General features: G+C 65.4%; 13 protein-coding genes and 3 tRNA genes. 12 read left to right on the top strand and 4 right to left on the bottom strand.

Annotated features, from left to right (window positions below):
- Positions 1–229: 229 nt before the first annotated feature.
- The 8 genes from ppnN to ABGA94_RS14215 all read left to right on the top strand — a co-directional run bounded on the left by ppnN (position 230) and on the right by ABGA94_RS14215 (position 8,818).
- The gene (gene ppnN, locus ABGA94_RS14180) at positions 230–1,618 is read left to right on the top strand and encodes a nucleotide 5'-monophosphate nucleosidase PpnN (protein WP_005415960.1); all 1,389 of its coding nucleotides are present in this window, start codon (positions 230–232) and stop codon (positions 1,616–1,618) included.
- A 161-nt stretch (positions 1,619–1,779) separates the two neighbouring features.
- A complete protein-coding gene (locus ABGA94_RS14185) occupies positions 1,780–2,295 on the top strand; it encodes a Tfp pilus assembly protein FimT/FimU (RefSeq protein WP_005415961.1) in 516 nt (171 codons plus the stop codon).
- A complete protein-coding gene (gene pilV, locus ABGA94_RS14190) occupies positions 2,292–2,789 on the top strand; it encodes a type IV pilus modification protein PilV (protein ID WP_005415962.1) in 498 nt (165 codons plus the stop codon). Before ABGA94_RS14185 ends, pilV begins: the two co-directional genes overlap by 4 nt.
- 8 nt (positions 2,790–2,797) lie before the next feature.
- The gene (locus tag ABGA94_RS14195; protein WP_065186108.1) at positions 2,798–3,955 is read left to right on the top strand and encodes a PilW family protein; all 1,158 of its coding nucleotides are present in this window, start codon (positions 2,798–2,800) and stop codon (positions 3,953–3,955) included.
- A 5-nt stretch (positions 3,956–3,960) separates the two neighbouring features.
- On the top strand, positions 3,961–4,482 hold the full coding sequence (locus ABGA94_RS14200; protein ID WP_095378756.1) for a PilX N-terminal domain-containing pilus assembly protein: 522 nt from the start codon (positions 3,961–3,963) through the stop codon (positions 4,480–4,482).
- 13 nt (positions 4,483–4,495) lie between these two features.
- Complete coding sequence (locus tag ABGA94_RS14205; protein WP_005415965.1) at positions 4,496–8,263, top strand: pilus assembly protein; 3,768 nt, start codon at positions 4,496–4,498, stop codon at positions 8,261–8,263.
- A 23-nt stretch (positions 8,264–8,286) separates the two neighbouring features.
- On the top strand, positions 8,287–8,694 hold the full coding sequence (locus ABGA94_RS14210) for a type IV pilin protein (protein WP_005415966.1): 408 nt from the start codon (positions 8,287–8,289) through the stop codon (positions 8,692–8,694).
- A 47-nt stretch (positions 8,695–8,741) separates the two neighbouring features.
- Positions 8,742–8,818, top strand: a tRNA-Asn gene (locus ABGA94_RS14215).
- Between the two features lie 52 nt (positions 8,819–8,870).
- Here ABGA94_RS14215 and ABGA94_RS14220 read toward each other — a convergent pair.
- Positions 8,871–9,416, bottom strand: coding sequence for a GspH/FimT family pseudopilin (locus tag ABGA94_RS14220; protein ID WP_005415967.1), 546 nt, complete (start codon positions 9,414–9,416; stop codon positions 8,871–8,873).
- Between the two features lie 128 nt (positions 9,417–9,544).
- On the opposite strand from ABGA94_RS14220, the gene uvrB reads away from it, so the two are divergent.
- The 3 genes from uvrB (at position 9,545) to ABGA94_RS14235 (ending at position 11,923) form a co-directional block, all read left to right on the top strand.
- Positions 9,545–11,569 carry an excinuclease ABC subunit UvrB gene (uvrB, locus tag ABGA94_RS14225; RefSeq protein ID WP_005415968.1) on the top strand — a complete coding sequence of 675 codons (2,025 nt, stop codon included), beginning with the start codon at positions 9,545–9,547 and terminating at the stop codon, positions 11,567–11,569.
- Positions 11,570–11,675: 106 nt separating this feature from the next.
- A tRNA-Val gene (locus ABGA94_RS14230) sits at positions 11,676–11,750 on the top strand.
- 98 nt (positions 11,751–11,848) lie between these two features.
- Positions 11,849–11,923, top strand: a tRNA-Val gene (locus tag ABGA94_RS14235).
- A gap of 126 nt (positions 11,924–12,049) precedes the next feature.
- Here ABGA94_RS14235 and ABGA94_RS14240 read toward each other — a convergent pair.
- Positions 12,050–12,352: a hypothetical protein gene (locus ABGA94_RS14240; RefSeq protein WP_005415969.1), complete on the bottom strand. Its 303-nt coding sequence runs from the start codon at positions 12,350–12,352 to the stop codon at positions 12,050–12,052.
- 182 nt (positions 12,353–12,534) lie between these two features.
- Between ABGA94_RS14240 and ABGA94_RS14245 the strand changes: the two genes are divergently transcribed.
- Positions 12,535–12,675: a hypothetical protein gene (locus tag ABGA94_RS14245; protein ID WP_005415970.1), complete on the top strand. Its 141-nt coding sequence runs from the start codon at positions 12,535–12,537 to the stop codon at positions 12,673–12,675.
- Positions 12,676–12,771: 96 nt separating this feature from the next.
- On the opposite strand, the gene ABGA94_RS14250 is transcribed toward ABGA94_RS14245, so the two are convergent.
- Together ABGA94_RS14250 and ABGA94_RS14255 are read right to left on the bottom strand one after the other, a co-directional pair.
- Entirely contained in the window at positions 12,772–13,056 is a 285-nt protein-coding gene (locus tag ABGA94_RS14250) for a hypothetical protein (RefSeq protein WP_005415971.1), read from the bottom strand.
- Positions 13,057–13,087: 31 nt separating this feature from the next.
- A complete protein-coding gene (locus tag ABGA94_RS14255) occupies positions 13,088–13,855 on the bottom strand; it encodes a MipA/OmpV family protein (RefSeq protein ID WP_111127111.1) in 768 nt (255 codons plus the stop codon).
- Positions 13,856–13,979 lie beyond the last annotated feature (124 nt).

Raw genomic sequence — 13,979 nt, forward strand, 5'->3', positions numbered from 1 at the left:
GTGGAAACGGCCGGGGAAACCCGGCCGTTTCCCGTTCAGGCGAAAGTCCTTGCAGGGCGTGGGGCAACGGCGTAGCATCCAGAAATGTGCGCGGTGCCAACGCCGCCGATGCGGTCCCGGAATGGCGGACGCGGGTGGCACACATCCAACGGTCGGGTTTCCCGGCCGTTTTGCTTTTTAAGGGGGCGGCAGTACAGTCGGAAACCTTGAAGGAAGCGAAAAATTGGATATGACCACGAACGAAAAATCGGCCCGTGCACTGCCGGTGCAGGATGCCCGGATCTACCCGCGCGGTGGGCTGGATGTGCTGTCGCGGGCCGAGGTGGCCCGCCTGCGCGATGCCTCCGCCGGCGGCATGCATGAGCTGCTGCGCCGCTGCGCGCTGGCCGTGCTGACCAGCGGCAGCGCCTCGGACGATCCGCGCGCCGCGCGCGATCTCTACCCTGATTTCGACATCCAGGTGGCGCAGCAGGATCGTGGCGTGCGCATCGATCTGGTCAACGCGCCGGCGATGGCCTTCGTCGACGGCGAGATCATCCGCGGCGTCGCCGAACTGCTGTTCGCCGTCGTGCGCGACCTGGCTTACATGGCCATCGAAATGGGCCCGGCCTACGCGGCCGAGCTGGAGTCATCCGAGGGCATCACCAACGCGGTGTTCGGCCTGCTGCGCAACGCGCGCATCCTCAATCCGGGTGATCCGAACCTGGTGGTGTGCTGGGGCGGACACTCGATCTCGCGCGACGAATACCTGTACACCAAGCAGGTGGGCTATGAACTGGGCCTGCGCGGCCTGGACATCTGCACCGGCTGTGGCCCGGGTGCGATGAAGGGCCCGATGAAGGGTGCCACCATCGCCCACGCCAAGCAGCGCCGTACCGCGACGCGTTACATCGGCCTGACCGAGCCGGGCATCATCGCCGCCGAGTCGCCGAACCCGATCGTCAACCACCTGGTGATCATGCCGGACATCGAGAAGCGCCTTGAGGCCTTCGTCCGCATCGGGCACGGCATCATCGTGTTCGCCGGTGGCGTCGGCACCGCCGAAGAGATCCTGTACCTGCTCGGCATCCTGCTGCGCGAGGAGAACAAGGACCTGCCGTTCCCGCTGATCCTGACCGGCCCGACGGTAGCGGCACCGTACTTCGAGCAGATTGATCGCTTCATCCGCCTGACCCTGGGCGATGCGGCTGCCGAGCGCTACGAGATCATCATCGGCGACCCGGTGGCGGTTGCGAAGAAGATGGCCACTGGCATCAAGCGCGTGCGCGAGCACCGCCTGGCGCAGAAGGACTCGTTCTTCTTCAACTGGTCGATCGAGATTCCGTGGGAGTACCAGCAGCCGTTCGTACCCACCCACGAAGCGATGGCGGCGTTGGACCTGCACCACGGGCGTGCCCCGCACGCGCTGGCGGCCGACCTGCGCCGCGCGTTCTCGGGCATCGTCGCCGGCAACGTGAAGGAAGACGGCATGCGCCGCATCGAGCAGTTCGGGCCGTTCCAGATCCACGGCGACCCGGACATGATGCAGGCGCTGGATGCGCTGCTGCGCGCCTTCGTCGAACAGCGCCGGATGAAGATCTCCGGCGAGTACCAGCCCTGCTACCAGGTGCTGGCCTGAACCCGGGCCGGCGCGATGGGGATCGCGCCGGCACTGGCAGGGAAGGGCGGGTCGTCAAGCCTTTGACGCCCGTCGCCCCGGATTGACCGTTCATCCTGCCGCCGCTTGCCGGTGGCGGGGCGATGGCCCATCGTGGCCACCAACACGCTGGGGAGCGTCCAATGTCTTTGCGCCGGCAAAACGGCTTCACGCTGGTTGAACTGATGGTCACGCTGGCCGTCTTCGTGGTCCTGGCGTCGATCGCCTATCCGAGCTTCCGCGGCATGATCCGCTCGAACCGGCTGGCGACCGCCAACAACGAGCTGATCGCGCTGGCCAACCTGGCCCGCAGCGAAGGCATCCGCAACAGCAACGGTGGCGGCGTCTGTGGCAGCGCCGATGGCAAAGCCTGTGATGGCGACTGGTCCAAGGGGGTACTGGCCTGGTCGGACCTGGATGGCGACGGCCAGATGGGCAGCAATGACGTCGCGCTGCGCTTTTCACAGGGCAATCCGCAGCTGAGCGTAGTTGGCCCGCCGGGCGCGGTCATCGCCTTCGACGGGCGCGGCCGGCGCAGGGCGGTCGCCGATCAGACGCTGGTGCTGTCGCCGGATGCGTGCAAGGCCGGCGAATCGAAAAGCACGTTGACGATCAACCAATCCGGCCAGGTCCGGGTGACCAAGGGAACCTGCTCATGAGCCGCCGCAACCTGGCCCGCCCGCGTTCGTCGCAGGGGGGCTTCAGCCTGATCGAAGTGATGGTGGCGGTGCTGATCCTGGCATTCGGGCTGCTGGGCTTCGCCCTGCTGCAGACCACCAACGTCCGCTTCGTGCAGAGCGCGAACTACCGCACCCAGGCGACCAACCTGGCCAACGACCTGATCGAACTGATGCGCGCGCAGCGCACCGACACCCTGGCCGGTGGCGCCTATTCCTCGGCCTCGTTCTCGGCCGGCTCGGTGAAGCCCAGCGGCGCCTGCGCCTGGCCGACCGGCGCCGCCGTGACGCCGCAGGCGAACGTCGCGCGCTGGCAGTGCGAGGTCGCACGCACGCTGGGCGAGAAGGCCAGCGCACAGGTGACCTTCGTGCAGAGCACCGGCGAGGTCACCGTGGCCATCAGCTGGGGTGACCAGCGCTGGGATCCGAAGGACCCCGACAGCCTTACCACCTTCGGCCTGACGACCTTCCTGTGAACATGCCCATGAGTCCAATTTCGCGCACCCGAGGCCTGTCGCTGATCGAACTGATGATCGCCATGGTCATCGGCCTGGTCCTGATGCTGGGCGTCACCCAGATCTTCATCGCCTCGCGTGCGGCATCGCGCCTGTCCGAAGGTGCGGCCCGTACCCAGGAGAACGCGCGCTTCGCGCTGGACTTCCTGCAGCGTGACCTGCGCATGGCCGGCCACTTCGGCTGCGTCAACGACCAGGCCCATGTGGTCAAGAACACCGGCGATGTGGGTTATCACCTGGGCATCAGCTCGGGCAGTGGCGACCCGCAGGATTTCTCGGTTCCGGTGCAGGGGTATGAGGCGGCAGGTACGGCGCCGGGCGCCACCCTGACCCTGGGCCGCGCGTGGAGCGCGGCGCAGTCGGTGCCGAAGAGCATCGCCAACCTCAAGCCGGCGCCACTGCCGGGCAGCGACATCCTGGTGCTGCGCCTGATGAGTCCGGAAGGGGCCGTGGTGACCGGCATCTCCGTGGCCGCGGGCGCGACCACGCTGACCGTCTCCAGTGATGGCATGGCCCGGCTGAAGGCCAACGCCGCAGGTGCGCCGACGGTCTTCGGCATAGCCGACTGCACCCGTGCCGACGTGTTCCCGGCCACCATCAGCGGTTCGACGGTGAAGGTGGACAAGGTCGACCTGAGCAACTATTCGATCAACAACGCGATGACCATGCTGTATCGCGCCGATGGCATGGCGTACTACATCGCGACCAATCCCAATGGCGAGCCGGCGCTTTACCGGGCACGCGCGAATGGCGCCGGCGGCTACGCAGATGGCGAGGAGCTGGTGGAAGGCATCGAGAACATGCAGTTCCTGTACGGACTGGATGCCACCCCGGATATCGCCCTGCCCACGCCGCCGACCGGTCGCATCGTCGACCAGCGCGTGGCCAGTGCGGTCAGCACCGGTACCGATGCCACCGCCGCAGGGCAGTGGCGCCGCGTCGGCATGGTGCAGGTCGGCCTGCTGGCGCGCAGCCCGCAGCGTGCGTCGGCCGAGGCGCCGGGCAGCGCGGCCACCTATCCGGCCATCCTCGGGGTGGGCTTTGCCCCGGCCAATCCTTACGACCAGCGCCATCGGGGCGCCTATGAAGCGTCCGTTGCGCTGCGCAACCGCTTGTTCGGGAACTGACGACCATGCGCACTCATCCTTCCTCCCGACGCCGTCCCTTCGTTGCCCAGGCACGACAGCAGGGTGCCGTTCTCTACGTCGCGCTGATCATGCTGGTGCTGCTGGCCCTGCTGGGCGTCATCGGCATGCAGGTGGCCGGCATGCAGGAGCGCATGGCGGCCGGCTACCGGGCGACCAACATGGCGTTCCAGAACGCCGAAGGCGCGGCACGCAGCGCCGAGAACGCGGTGGAGAACATCGCCAATCGCAAGGATGCCGGTGCCAATCCGGCCGTAGCGTCCGCCGACATCAGCCAGCAGTGCGATGACGGCTTCGATCCGTCGGCCTGGGTCGCGAAAACCAAGCTGGGCGGCAAGCCGGCCATCTATGTCCGTGAGATCCAGGGTTGCATCCAGGGGGAGGGTGCGCTGGACATGGGCAAGTCGGTGGAGAAGCCAACGCCGGTCTACCAGATCACGACCTATGCCGGTGATACCACCAGTGATGCGACGTCGCGTGCGGCGATCGATACCGTATTCAAGCTGTGAGGGTGGGGAACCCATGAACACTCGCAACCGCAGGATCCTGGCAGGCGTTGGCCTTGCCGTGTTGGCCGCTGGCGGCTATCTGGCGCATACCTTGTTTGCCGCACAGGCGCAGGGCGTGCTGGCACAGGAGCCGATGAACGTGCAGACTCGCGCGACACCGGCGTTCATCATGGCGGTGGACGATTCGGGTTCGATGAACTTCGAGCGCATGTTCCCCGGCGGTGACGGCCGCATGCGCTGGAACAGCAACACCAACAGCTTCTTCAACAACGACGGAAGCTTCTTCAGCGTGGGCTCGGCGTGTGCCAACAACTCGGTGGACTGTTACCTCTACCTTTACCCGCACGCGGAATTCAACAAGGAATATTCACCGGGCCGGGCCATTCCGCCGTTGGACATCTACGGTTTCGCGCGTTCGCATGTCTACAACGCCAGTTACTTCAATCCGGCAGTGACCTACCGGCCGTGGACCAATGCCGACGGCACGCTGTGGCCGAATGCCTCGATCACCCAGACCCGCGCCGATCCCCGGTCCGGGCAGCGCGGCTACAATGCCGTGTACAACATGACCGTCAATCGCGCCGAGACGTCGGAGAAGTTCCAGTTCGTCAGCGGCATGCGGATTCCCGACCTGTCCGGCACCGGCAATGAATACTATGTCGACAACTGGTGGGATGGCGGGTGGAAGACCGCTGCGATCAGCAACACCGGCAATACCACATACGCGATCAGCTACTTCCCGGCCACCTTCTACCTGCCGGCCGCAGCGCCTGCACCGGACGGATACAAGACCGACGACGCCAGTCGCCCGGTGATCAAGGGTGCCTGTGGTCCGGGCTGCGACATGCGCCGCTACCAGATCAAGCCGGGCAACTACTCGAGCCCGGCCGCCTACAACGCCGCGATCCAGAATTTTGCCAACTGGTTCCAGTACCACCGCAACCGCGTGCTGGCGATCGTCGGTTCGTCGACTGCGGCGCTGGTGAGCGTCGATACGATGCGCGTGGGCTACTTCACCATCAACAAGCTCAGCAACGCGACCATGTATGACATGGTCACCAATCGTGCCGATCTCTACAAGCAGATCTACACGCTCACCGGCAATGGCGGCACGCCCAACCGCCGCGCGGTTGAATATCTGGTCGACCAGTTCCGTCGTACCGATGCCGACGCCCCCGTGCAGCTGGCCTGCCAGCGCAATGGCGGCATGCTGTTCACCGACGGCTACACCAACTCCGGCAATGCACCCAACGGATCGTTCGGTGATGCGGACTCGGTGAATTCCACGCACCTGCCGTCCATTCCGTTCGCCGATGGCTACAGCAATACCATCGCCGACATCGCGGCGGCGGCCTATGCCGGCGCCCGCACACCCCTGCGCACCGGCACCAGCTTCCCGGCCGGCCAGGTGCCGGTCAGTGACAAGTGCAGTTCGCTGGACAAGAGCAGCCCGGACTGGAAGCGCCTGGACTGCCAGACCGACCTGCACATGAACTTCTACGGCGTGACCCTGGGCGCGCAGGGCAAGATCTATGGCGTCAACCAGGCAGCGACCGACGATCCCTACAAGAACCCGCCGAACTGGGCTGGCAACGGCAACCCGCTGAATGTCGACGACGGTACGGTCATCGATGAACTGTGGCACGCGGCCGTCAACAGCCGTGGCGAGTTCATCAATGCGCAGACGCCGGCCGACGTCACCGAGGCCATGCGCCGGGTACTGTCCTCGATCACCGGTGGTGCGTCGCCTTCAGGCACGATCGGTATCAGTGGTGCACGCATCGGTACCGGTTCGCTGGCGGTCACCCCGCGTTATGACATCACCAACAGCGGCACTGATTGGTCGAGCAAGCTGACCGCGTCCAGCGTCAAGGTCAACGCCAACCAGGTGGCCGAGCTCACCGAGGTGTGGGAAGCCTCCAGCCGCCTGACATCGTCCGGTCGCCGGATCGTCGCCAACAAGCTGGGTTCGCCGGTGGATTTCAACAGCGCCCGCATCAGCCTGCAGGACCTGTGCAGCAAGCCCAGCGGCAAGTACGCGACGATGCTGGTGTGCTCCACCGACAAGCTGACGGCGATCAAGGCTGATCTGGCCAGTGCCATCAACTATCTCAGTGCCGACAGCTCGACCGAGGTCCGCAACGGCGGCAAGTATCGTGACCGCACTACGCCGCTGGGTGACATCGTCAATTCGGCGCCGGTGGTGAGCTCGCCGCTGGACGACTACGGTTACCGCCAGTTGGGTGGCACCTACGCAAAGAGCTATACGGACTACCTGGCCACCAAGGCCAAGTCGCAGCGGTACATGGTCTATGTCGGCGCCAATGACGGCATGCTGCACGCCTTCGACGGCGGCATGAAGGCCGATGCCAAGCAGGACGGCACCGGTGGCACGGAGAGCTTTGCCTACATCCCGGCCACCGCGCTGGGCCACATGGCCAACCTGCTGTTCCCCTACAAGTCCGACACGGCCGACCAGACCTTCCGTCATCGTTACTACGTCGATGGTCCGGTGACGGTGTCCGATACGTTCAACGGCACCGCCTGGCAGACCAGCCTGGTAGGCACCACGGGTGCGGGTGGCCGTTCGGTGTTCGCACTGGACGTCACCACGCCGGGCAGCTTCGGCACCGGCAACGTGCTGTGGGAAATCAGTGACATCAATTCGTCGCTGCGGGATGAGGTGCGCAACAACATCGGTTTCGTGCTGGGCAAGCCGGTGATCGTGCCGGTGAAGAGTGGCACCGGCGTGGCCTGGAAGGCGATCTTCGGTAATGGCTACGGCAGCGCCAACGGCAAGGCGGTGTTGTTCGTGGTCGATATGGCCAGTGGCGACATCCGGATGATCGAAGCCGTCGAGGGTACCTCGGGCGCTGGCATCTCCGGTGACAACGGATTGGGCAATGTGGTCGTTGTCGATCGTTGGACCGGTACCAATCAGGATGCGCGCGGTCGTGATGGCCTGGCCGACACCGTCTATGCCGCCGATCAGCGTGGCGCCGTGTGGAAGTTCGACCTGACCAGCAGTGCGAATACCACGTTGACCGTGCCGATGTTCACCAGCCAGGTTGCCCAGGACTCCTCCAACAGGACCTACCGTCAGCCGATCACCGGTGGCATGACCGCCGCGACCGGTCCTTCGGGCGGCGTGATGCTTTACTTCGGCACCGGCAGCTTCTCCTTCACCAGCGACAAGGATGACAAGTCGCAGCAGGCGCTGTACGCCGTGAACGATCTGTCGGGGAAGACGGTGACCTCGACGGTGACCGCTGCCAACCTGGTTCCGTACACGGCCGCGGCCGCCGCTGCAGGCGTTGATGAGCGCAAGATCACCGCGGGTGCGGCGCCGGCCAACGCCCGCGGCTGGATGATCCAGCTGCCTGCCGGCAACGGTGAACGCGCAGTAGGTAACCCGATCCTGGTCAGTGGCATTGTCTTCATGCCGACCTATGTACCCAACATGGAAACGGTTGGCTGTTCGACCAGTGGTTCGAACTGGCTGTTCGGGTTGTCGTCGATCAGCGGCCTGCCGATGCTGGAGAACGTCCGTTATGGCTCGCCGACCGGCAGCCGACCCGCCTCCGGCACCGCAGCCATTGCATTGAAGACAGGAGGAACCGCGCCGGTGCGTGACGTTTCGCTGTCGGTGTTGCCACGTCCGACGGACAACAAGGCACCGCCCGGTGGCAGCTCCTGCTGGATGGCGGTGGGCGCTGCGGGCAGCCAGTCGCTGTATCTGCCTTACCCGTGCGGTCGCCAGTCCTGGCGCCAGCTCCAGTAACCCAAGTGCGAGGATCCACGCCCATGTTGCACACTCCCATGCCTCGCCGCGCGGCTGGCTTCACGCTGATTGAATTGATGATCGTGGTGATCGTCATCGGCATCCTGGCGGCGATCGCCATTCCGTCTTACCAGGAGTACGTGCGCCGATCGCATCGCGCCGTGGTGAAGGCGGACCTGGCCGAGTATGCGCAGCGTGCGGAGCGCTACCACACCAGCAACAACTCCTACACCGGCTACGCACTGCCGACCAAGGTGTCGCCGCGTGATGGAGGAACTGCGCGCTACAACCTGGATTACAAGGGAGACGGCACCAGCTTCACCATCACCGCCACCCCGCAGGGCACGCAGGCCAAGGACAGCTGTGGCAAGTTGAGCGTGGACCAGGCCAACCGCAAGACGGCCGACGGTGGCGTTGCCAGCTGCTGGTGAAACAGGTGTTGATCTTCCTGTAATCGACCAGTACAATGCGCCTCCCCGCCCGAATAGCTCAGCCGGTTAGAGCACTTGACTGTTAATCAGGGGGTCGTTGGTTCGAGTCCAACTTCGGGCGCCAGATACTGCAGAAGCCGCGAGAAATCGCGGCTTCTGCTTTTCTGCGCAGGCATTCAGCAGGGTGTATCGCGGTTCACGCGCTCACTCCGGACGCGGCCGCCATTGTTGACGATCAATGCGCCATGCAGCTGGTTGCCCGCGCAGATGCGCAGGGTCAGGTTGGCCCCCGGGCTGCGTCCATCTGCCTGGAAGAACAGCAGCGGACGCCCGCTGCTGGCCTGGGCAAGGATCGAGACGTCCGAGCGCCCGGTGTGGTGGCTCAGGATCGCCTCCGGCGAGGCAGGCTCCCCGCGCTGGTCGCCGCTGCGGTAGATGATCCAGCCGGCGCTCCAGTCGTCACTGCAGTGCCGGCCGTCGACACTGGCGCAGAGGCCGATCAGCTCCCGTCTGCGCACGGCCTCGCTGCGTGCGCCGGACAGGCTGGCATGCAGGGTCAGTTGCAGTGCATCGGCGCGTTGCCGCAGCAGCAGGGGCTGCAGCGCCGGCCAGGACGCGGCCAGCAGCACCGCCAGCACAGTGATGACCACCAGCAGTTCGGTCAGGTGCACGCCCCGCGCAGAGCGGGGGCCGAGCGGGCAGGGGGCTTGGGCAGTGCGCATGCATCCAGCCTCCGCGCCCGGCTGTGCGGCCGCCATCGGGAAACCCCGTAGCGTCCTGCCCGGCAACCCCTCAGCCGGCCGTCACCCCTCGCCCCGTATACTGCCCCTTCCCGGGAACTGGCAACACCATGAGCGACAGTTTTGAACTTGTCTCGCCGTATTCGCCGGCGGGCGACCAGCCCAACGCCATCGCGAAGCTGACCAGCAACTTCGAGGCCGGCATCGCCAAGCAGACCCTGCTGGGCGTGACCGGCTCGGGCAAGACTTACACCATCGCCAACGTCATCCAGAACGTTCAGAAGCCGACGCTGATCATGGCACCGAACAAGACGCTGGCGGCGCAGCTGTATGGCGAGTTCAAGGCGTTCTTCCCGCACAACGCGGTGGAGTACTTCGTCAGCTATTACGACTACTACCAGCCCGAAGCCTACGTGCCGTCGTCGGACACCTTCATCGAGAAGGACAGTTCGATCAACGAACACATCGAGCAGATGCGGCTGGCCGCGACCAAGACCCTGCTGTCGCGCCCGGACGCGATCGTGGTGGCCACGGTGTCCGCGATCTATGGCCTGGGTGCGCCGGAAGACTACCTTTCACTGCGCCTGATCCTGTCCAAGGGCGAGCGCATCGACCAGCGCGACCTGATCAACCACCTGACCCAGCTGCAGTACACGCGCAATGAGTACGAGCTGCAGCGCGGTACCTTCCGCGTGCGCGGCGAAGTGATCGACGTGTTCCCGGCCGAGTCGGACAGCGAAGCACTGCGCCTCGAACTGTTCGATGGCGAGGTCGAGAAGATCACCCTGTTCGATCCGCTCACCGGCGAGACGCTGCGCAACATGCAGCGCTTCACGGTCTACCCGAAGACCCACTATGCGACCACGCGCGAGCGCGTGCTGGCGGCGATCGAGACGATCAAGGTAGAGCTGAAGGAGCGGCTCGAGCAGCTCTACGCGCAGAACAAGCTGGTGGAGGCGCAGCGCCTGGCGCAGCGCACGCAGTTCGACCTGGAAATGATGGCCGAGGTCGGTTACTGCAACGGCATCGAGAACTACTCCCGGCACCTGACCGGCAAGAATGCCGGCGAGCCGCCACCGACCCTGTTCGACTACCTGCCGCCGGATGCGCTGCTGGTGATCGACGAATCGCATGTGACCATTCCGCAGATCGGCGCCATGTTCAAGGGTGACCGCTCGCGCAAGGAAACCCTGGTTGAGTTCGGTTTCCGCCTGCCGTCGGCGCTGGACAACCGCCCGCTGCGCTTCGAGGAATGGGAGGAGCGCTGCCCGCGCAGCATCTACGTGTCGGCCACGCCCGGGCCCTATGAACTGCGTGAAGCCGGTGACGAGATCACCGAACTGGTGGTGCGCCCAACCGGCCTGATCGACCCGGTGGTGGAGATCCGGCCGGTCGGTACCCAGGTCGACGACCTGATGAGCGAGGCCAACGCGCGCATCAAGGCGGGCGACCGCGTGCTGGTCACCACGCTGACCAAGCGCATGGCTGAAAACCTCACCGAGTACCTCACCGAACACGGTATCCGCGTGCGCTACCTGCACTCGGACGTGGATACGGTCGAGCGCGTGGAGATCATCCGCGACCTGCGCCTGGGCAAGTTCGACGTGCTGGTCGGCATCAACCTGCTGCGCGAAGGCCTGGACATGCCCGAGGTATCGCTGGTGGCGATCCTCGATGCCGACAAGGAAGGCTTCCTGCGCTCCACCGGCTCGCTGATCCAGACCATCGGCCGCGCCGCACGCAACGTGCGCGGCAAGGCGATCCTGTACGCCGACAAGATCACCCGCTCGATGCAGGCGGCGATCGATGAGACCGACCGGCGCCGTGCCAAGCAGGTCGAGTACAACGAAGAACATGGCATCGTGCCGCGCTCGGTGGCGCGCCCGATCGTCGATGTCCTCGAAGGCGCGCGTTCGGATGCCGCCGAGAAGGAAGCCAAGAAGGGTAAGGGCAAGGGCCGGGCGAGTGTGGCCGAAGAAGCGGCCGACTATCGTTCGCTGTCTCCGGCGCAGCTGGCGACCCGTCTCAAGGCGCTGGAACAACAGATGTACCAGCACGCCAAGGACCTGGAATTCGAAGATGCCGCACGGGTGCGTGACCAGATCCGGCAGCTGAAGGAAGCCAGCCTGGGCTGAACGTGGCAGTGCAGCATCATCTTCACAAAAGTGTTGCGCTTCACGGCCCGCATCCGTAATATACGCGGCCTGCACCGACGCAATCGCGGAAATGCAGAAGCAAAACGGGCGGTTAGCTCAGCGGTAGAGCACTACCTTGACATGGTAGGGGTCACAGGTTCGAACCCTGTACCGCCCACCACGAAGTCCTCGGAAGAGGGCTGTCGTGAACTGCAAAGCCCGGCCCTGGCGCCGGGTTTTTACGTAACAAGGCCAGCCTTCGGGCGGCAAGAACAAGATGGGCGGTTAGCTCAGCGGTAGAGCACTACCTTGACATGGTAGGGGTCACAGGTTCGAACCCTGTACCGCCCACCACCTGCTCCCGGCGTTGCCGGTGAAGTGGTGGAAACGATGAAAGCCGGCCCCGGGGCCGGCTTTTTTCGTTCCGGGGAGCCTGGCGTTCCCGCGAAGCTGCATCCGTGCCGGTTCAGTGGCATGAAATCAGTGGGTAATGCTGATCGAACGCTGGATGCGCCAGTGGCCGTCGACGCGTTCCCACAGCTGCGCCACACCTACCCGGGCCAGCGCAGGATGAGGGCTGGCGCCAGTGTCGTCTGGCGATTGCTGGCTGCCCAGCCGCAGCACGCGGTCCTGGCGCAGGTGATAGAGCTGAAGGGGCTGCGCTTCATGCATGGCCTGCCGATCTTCGTTGCGCAGGATCTGGCTGCGCAGGGCATCCTCGGTGGGCCCGCAGCCGTCGCCGAACAGGCTGGAGAACAGCAGGATCAGGGCAAGCATCGGCATGGCACGGTGCTCCAGCGGGAAAGTGCGTGCAGACTGGCATGGTCGGCCGGGCACCGCAGCCGGCCTGCGACGAAGGCGGGGATTGGGCCGCCAAAGGCAGGCAGATGGCGATGAATCCGGGCCGCGCAGGCGTAGACTCGGCGCTACTGCGCAACTGCGCAATTACTGCAAGGAACTGCCGCATGAGTGATCACGTCCCGGTGTCCAGGCCCAATCCGCTCCTGGAACGCCTGTTCGGCGGCAACATGCTGGAAGGCACGTTCAAGGCAGTGATCTGGGTCGCAATCCTGAGCGCGCTGCTGGCGTGGACCACGCTGCGCTGAACGACGCTGCCGCGCCCGGCCTGCCGGGTGGCGGGACCTGCTGACCCGATGGCTCCCGCTGCCGCTGGTGCGGCGGCAGTGCCTGTGCGGGTGCTGTCAGGCGCTGAAGGCCTGGCGCAGGCTGCGCAGGGTGGCCTGGCGATGTTCCCTGGCCGTTGGCTCGCCCATCTCCAGCTCCTGCAGGCGCAGTCCGACCAGAGTCATCGACAACGCATAGCCGCGTGCCGCGTCGGCAACGCGTGACAGGCCCACTGCACGGCGGGCCAGTGCATTCACATGTTCAAGGTCGGGCATCAGTCCCAGATAGGCGCGTTCTGCGCTGTCCAGGTCCGGTGCACGCAGGATCGCGTGAGCGTCTGCGGTGGGGAAGACGGAGGCCATGGGGGTCCTTGTCCGTAGCGGGGGCGCTCGTTCAGAACGAGCGCATCAGGGAAATGAAGGCCGAGGTCTGCGTGCCGCGTCGTGCCATCGGGCTGTCCTTCACTGCATCGCCGAACCACTGGTTGGCCACCACGCCGGTCGCGCGCCACTTCATGCCCAGTGGCGTGCTGACCGCGATCTGCAGACTCGGTGAGGTGGCACTACCCGGACGGTAGCTGGCAAGGCCTGAGCGCAGTGCCTCTTCGTCACTGATGCCGTAGTAGTAGTCGAGCAGCCGTGCACTGGAATGCACGACACCCACCCGCGGCACCCAGGTGAAGCGGCCTGCCTGGATCGGATGGCTGTAATGCAGGCGCGACTCGATACCACCGCCATGGCCGGTCACGTCCCGCATCACGCTGGCCTCGACCATGCCCCAGTCGGCACTGTACTCACCGTTGATGCCCGCCATGGCCGACATCTGCCGGCTGTGCAGGCGGCGCAGCTGAGCATCATTCACGTCGCCGGTCTTGAAGCGCAGGGTGTAGGGCGTGACCGCCGCCGACAGCCGCCACCCCCGATCCTTGTAGAGGTACATGCCAAGTGAACCGGGGCTGGCGAAGAAGCGCTCGCCCTGCCAGGCGATGGCCGGTACCACCAGCGGTTTGACGTCATAGTGCGCGTACGCACCGGAGGTCGCGCCAGCGCTGATGCCGGCCTGCACGCCGGGGTTCTGCCCGGCAGCGTGGGCGAGCAACGGCACGCCGAGGGCCGTGGTGAGCAGTAGCGGGCGCAGCAGGTGCGGGGACAGCGACGGCATCGATCAGCCACGTTGCAGGGGATGGCTGCGCATGGTGACGGGGCAACATTGTCAGAACATTGCGCCCGCGCGTTCGGCATGCATGGGCGCAAAATCACGGCGCCAGGCACTATGATCGGCAGCG

Origin of the sequence: Stenotrophomonas sp. 3diitr2024 (assembly GCF_042136455.1) — a bacterium.
Classification (GTDB): Bacteria; Pseudomonadota; Gammaproteobacteria; order Xanthomonadales; family Xanthomonadaceae; genus Stenotrophomonas; species Stenotrophomonas sepilia.

Coding starts and splice junctions, on each gene's coding strand:
- ABGA94_RS14210 (WP_005415966.1), top strand. CDS start 8,287: ATGTTGCACACTCCCATGCCTCGCCGCGCGGCTGGCTTCACGCTGATT.
- ABGA94_RS14200 (WP_095378756.1), top strand. CDS start 3,961: ATGCGCACTCATCCTTCCTCCCGACGCCGTCCCTTCGTTGCCCAGGCA.
- ABGA94_RS14245 (WP_005415970.1), top strand. CDS start 12,535: ATGAGTGATCACGTCCCGGTGTCCAGGCCCAATCCGCTCCTGGAACGC.
- ABGA94_RS14205 (WP_005415965.1), top strand. CDS start 4,496: ATGAACACTCGCAACCGCAGGATCCTGGCAGGCGTTGGCCTTGCCGTG.
- ABGA94_RS14240 (WP_005415969.1), bottom strand. CDS start 12,352: ATGCCGATGCTTGCCCTGATCCTGCTGTTCTCCAGCCTGTTCGGCGAC.
- ppnN (WP_005415960.1), top strand. CDS start 230: ATGACCACGAACGAAAAATCGGCCCGTGCACTGCCGGTGCAGGATGCC.
- ABGA94_RS14185 (WP_005415961.1), top strand. CDS start 1,780: ATGTCTTTGCGCCGGCAAAACGGCTTCACGCTGGTTGAACTGATGGTC.
- ABGA94_RS14250 (WP_005415971.1), bottom strand. CDS start 13,056: ATGGCCTCCGTCTTCCCCACCGCAGACGCTCACGCGATCCTGCGTGCA.
- ABGA94_RS14195 (WP_065186108.1), top strand. CDS start 2,798: ATGAGTCCAATTTCGCGCACCCGAGGCCTGTCGCTGATCGAACTGATG.
- pilV (WP_005415962.1), top strand. CDS start 2,292: ATGAGCCGCCGCAACCTGGCCCGCCCGCGTTCGTCGCAGGGGGGCTTC.
- ABGA94_RS14220 (WP_005415967.1), bottom strand. CDS start 9,416: ATGCGCACTGCCCAAGCCCCCTGCCCGCTCGGCCCCCGCTCTGCGCGG.
- uvrB (WP_005415968.1), top strand. CDS start 9,545: ATGAGCGACAGTTTTGAACTTGTCTCGCCGTATTCGCCGGCGGGCGAC.
- ABGA94_RS14255 (WP_111127111.1), bottom strand. CDS start 13,855: ATGCCGTCGCTGTCCCCGCACCTGCTGCGCCCGCTACTGCTCACCACG.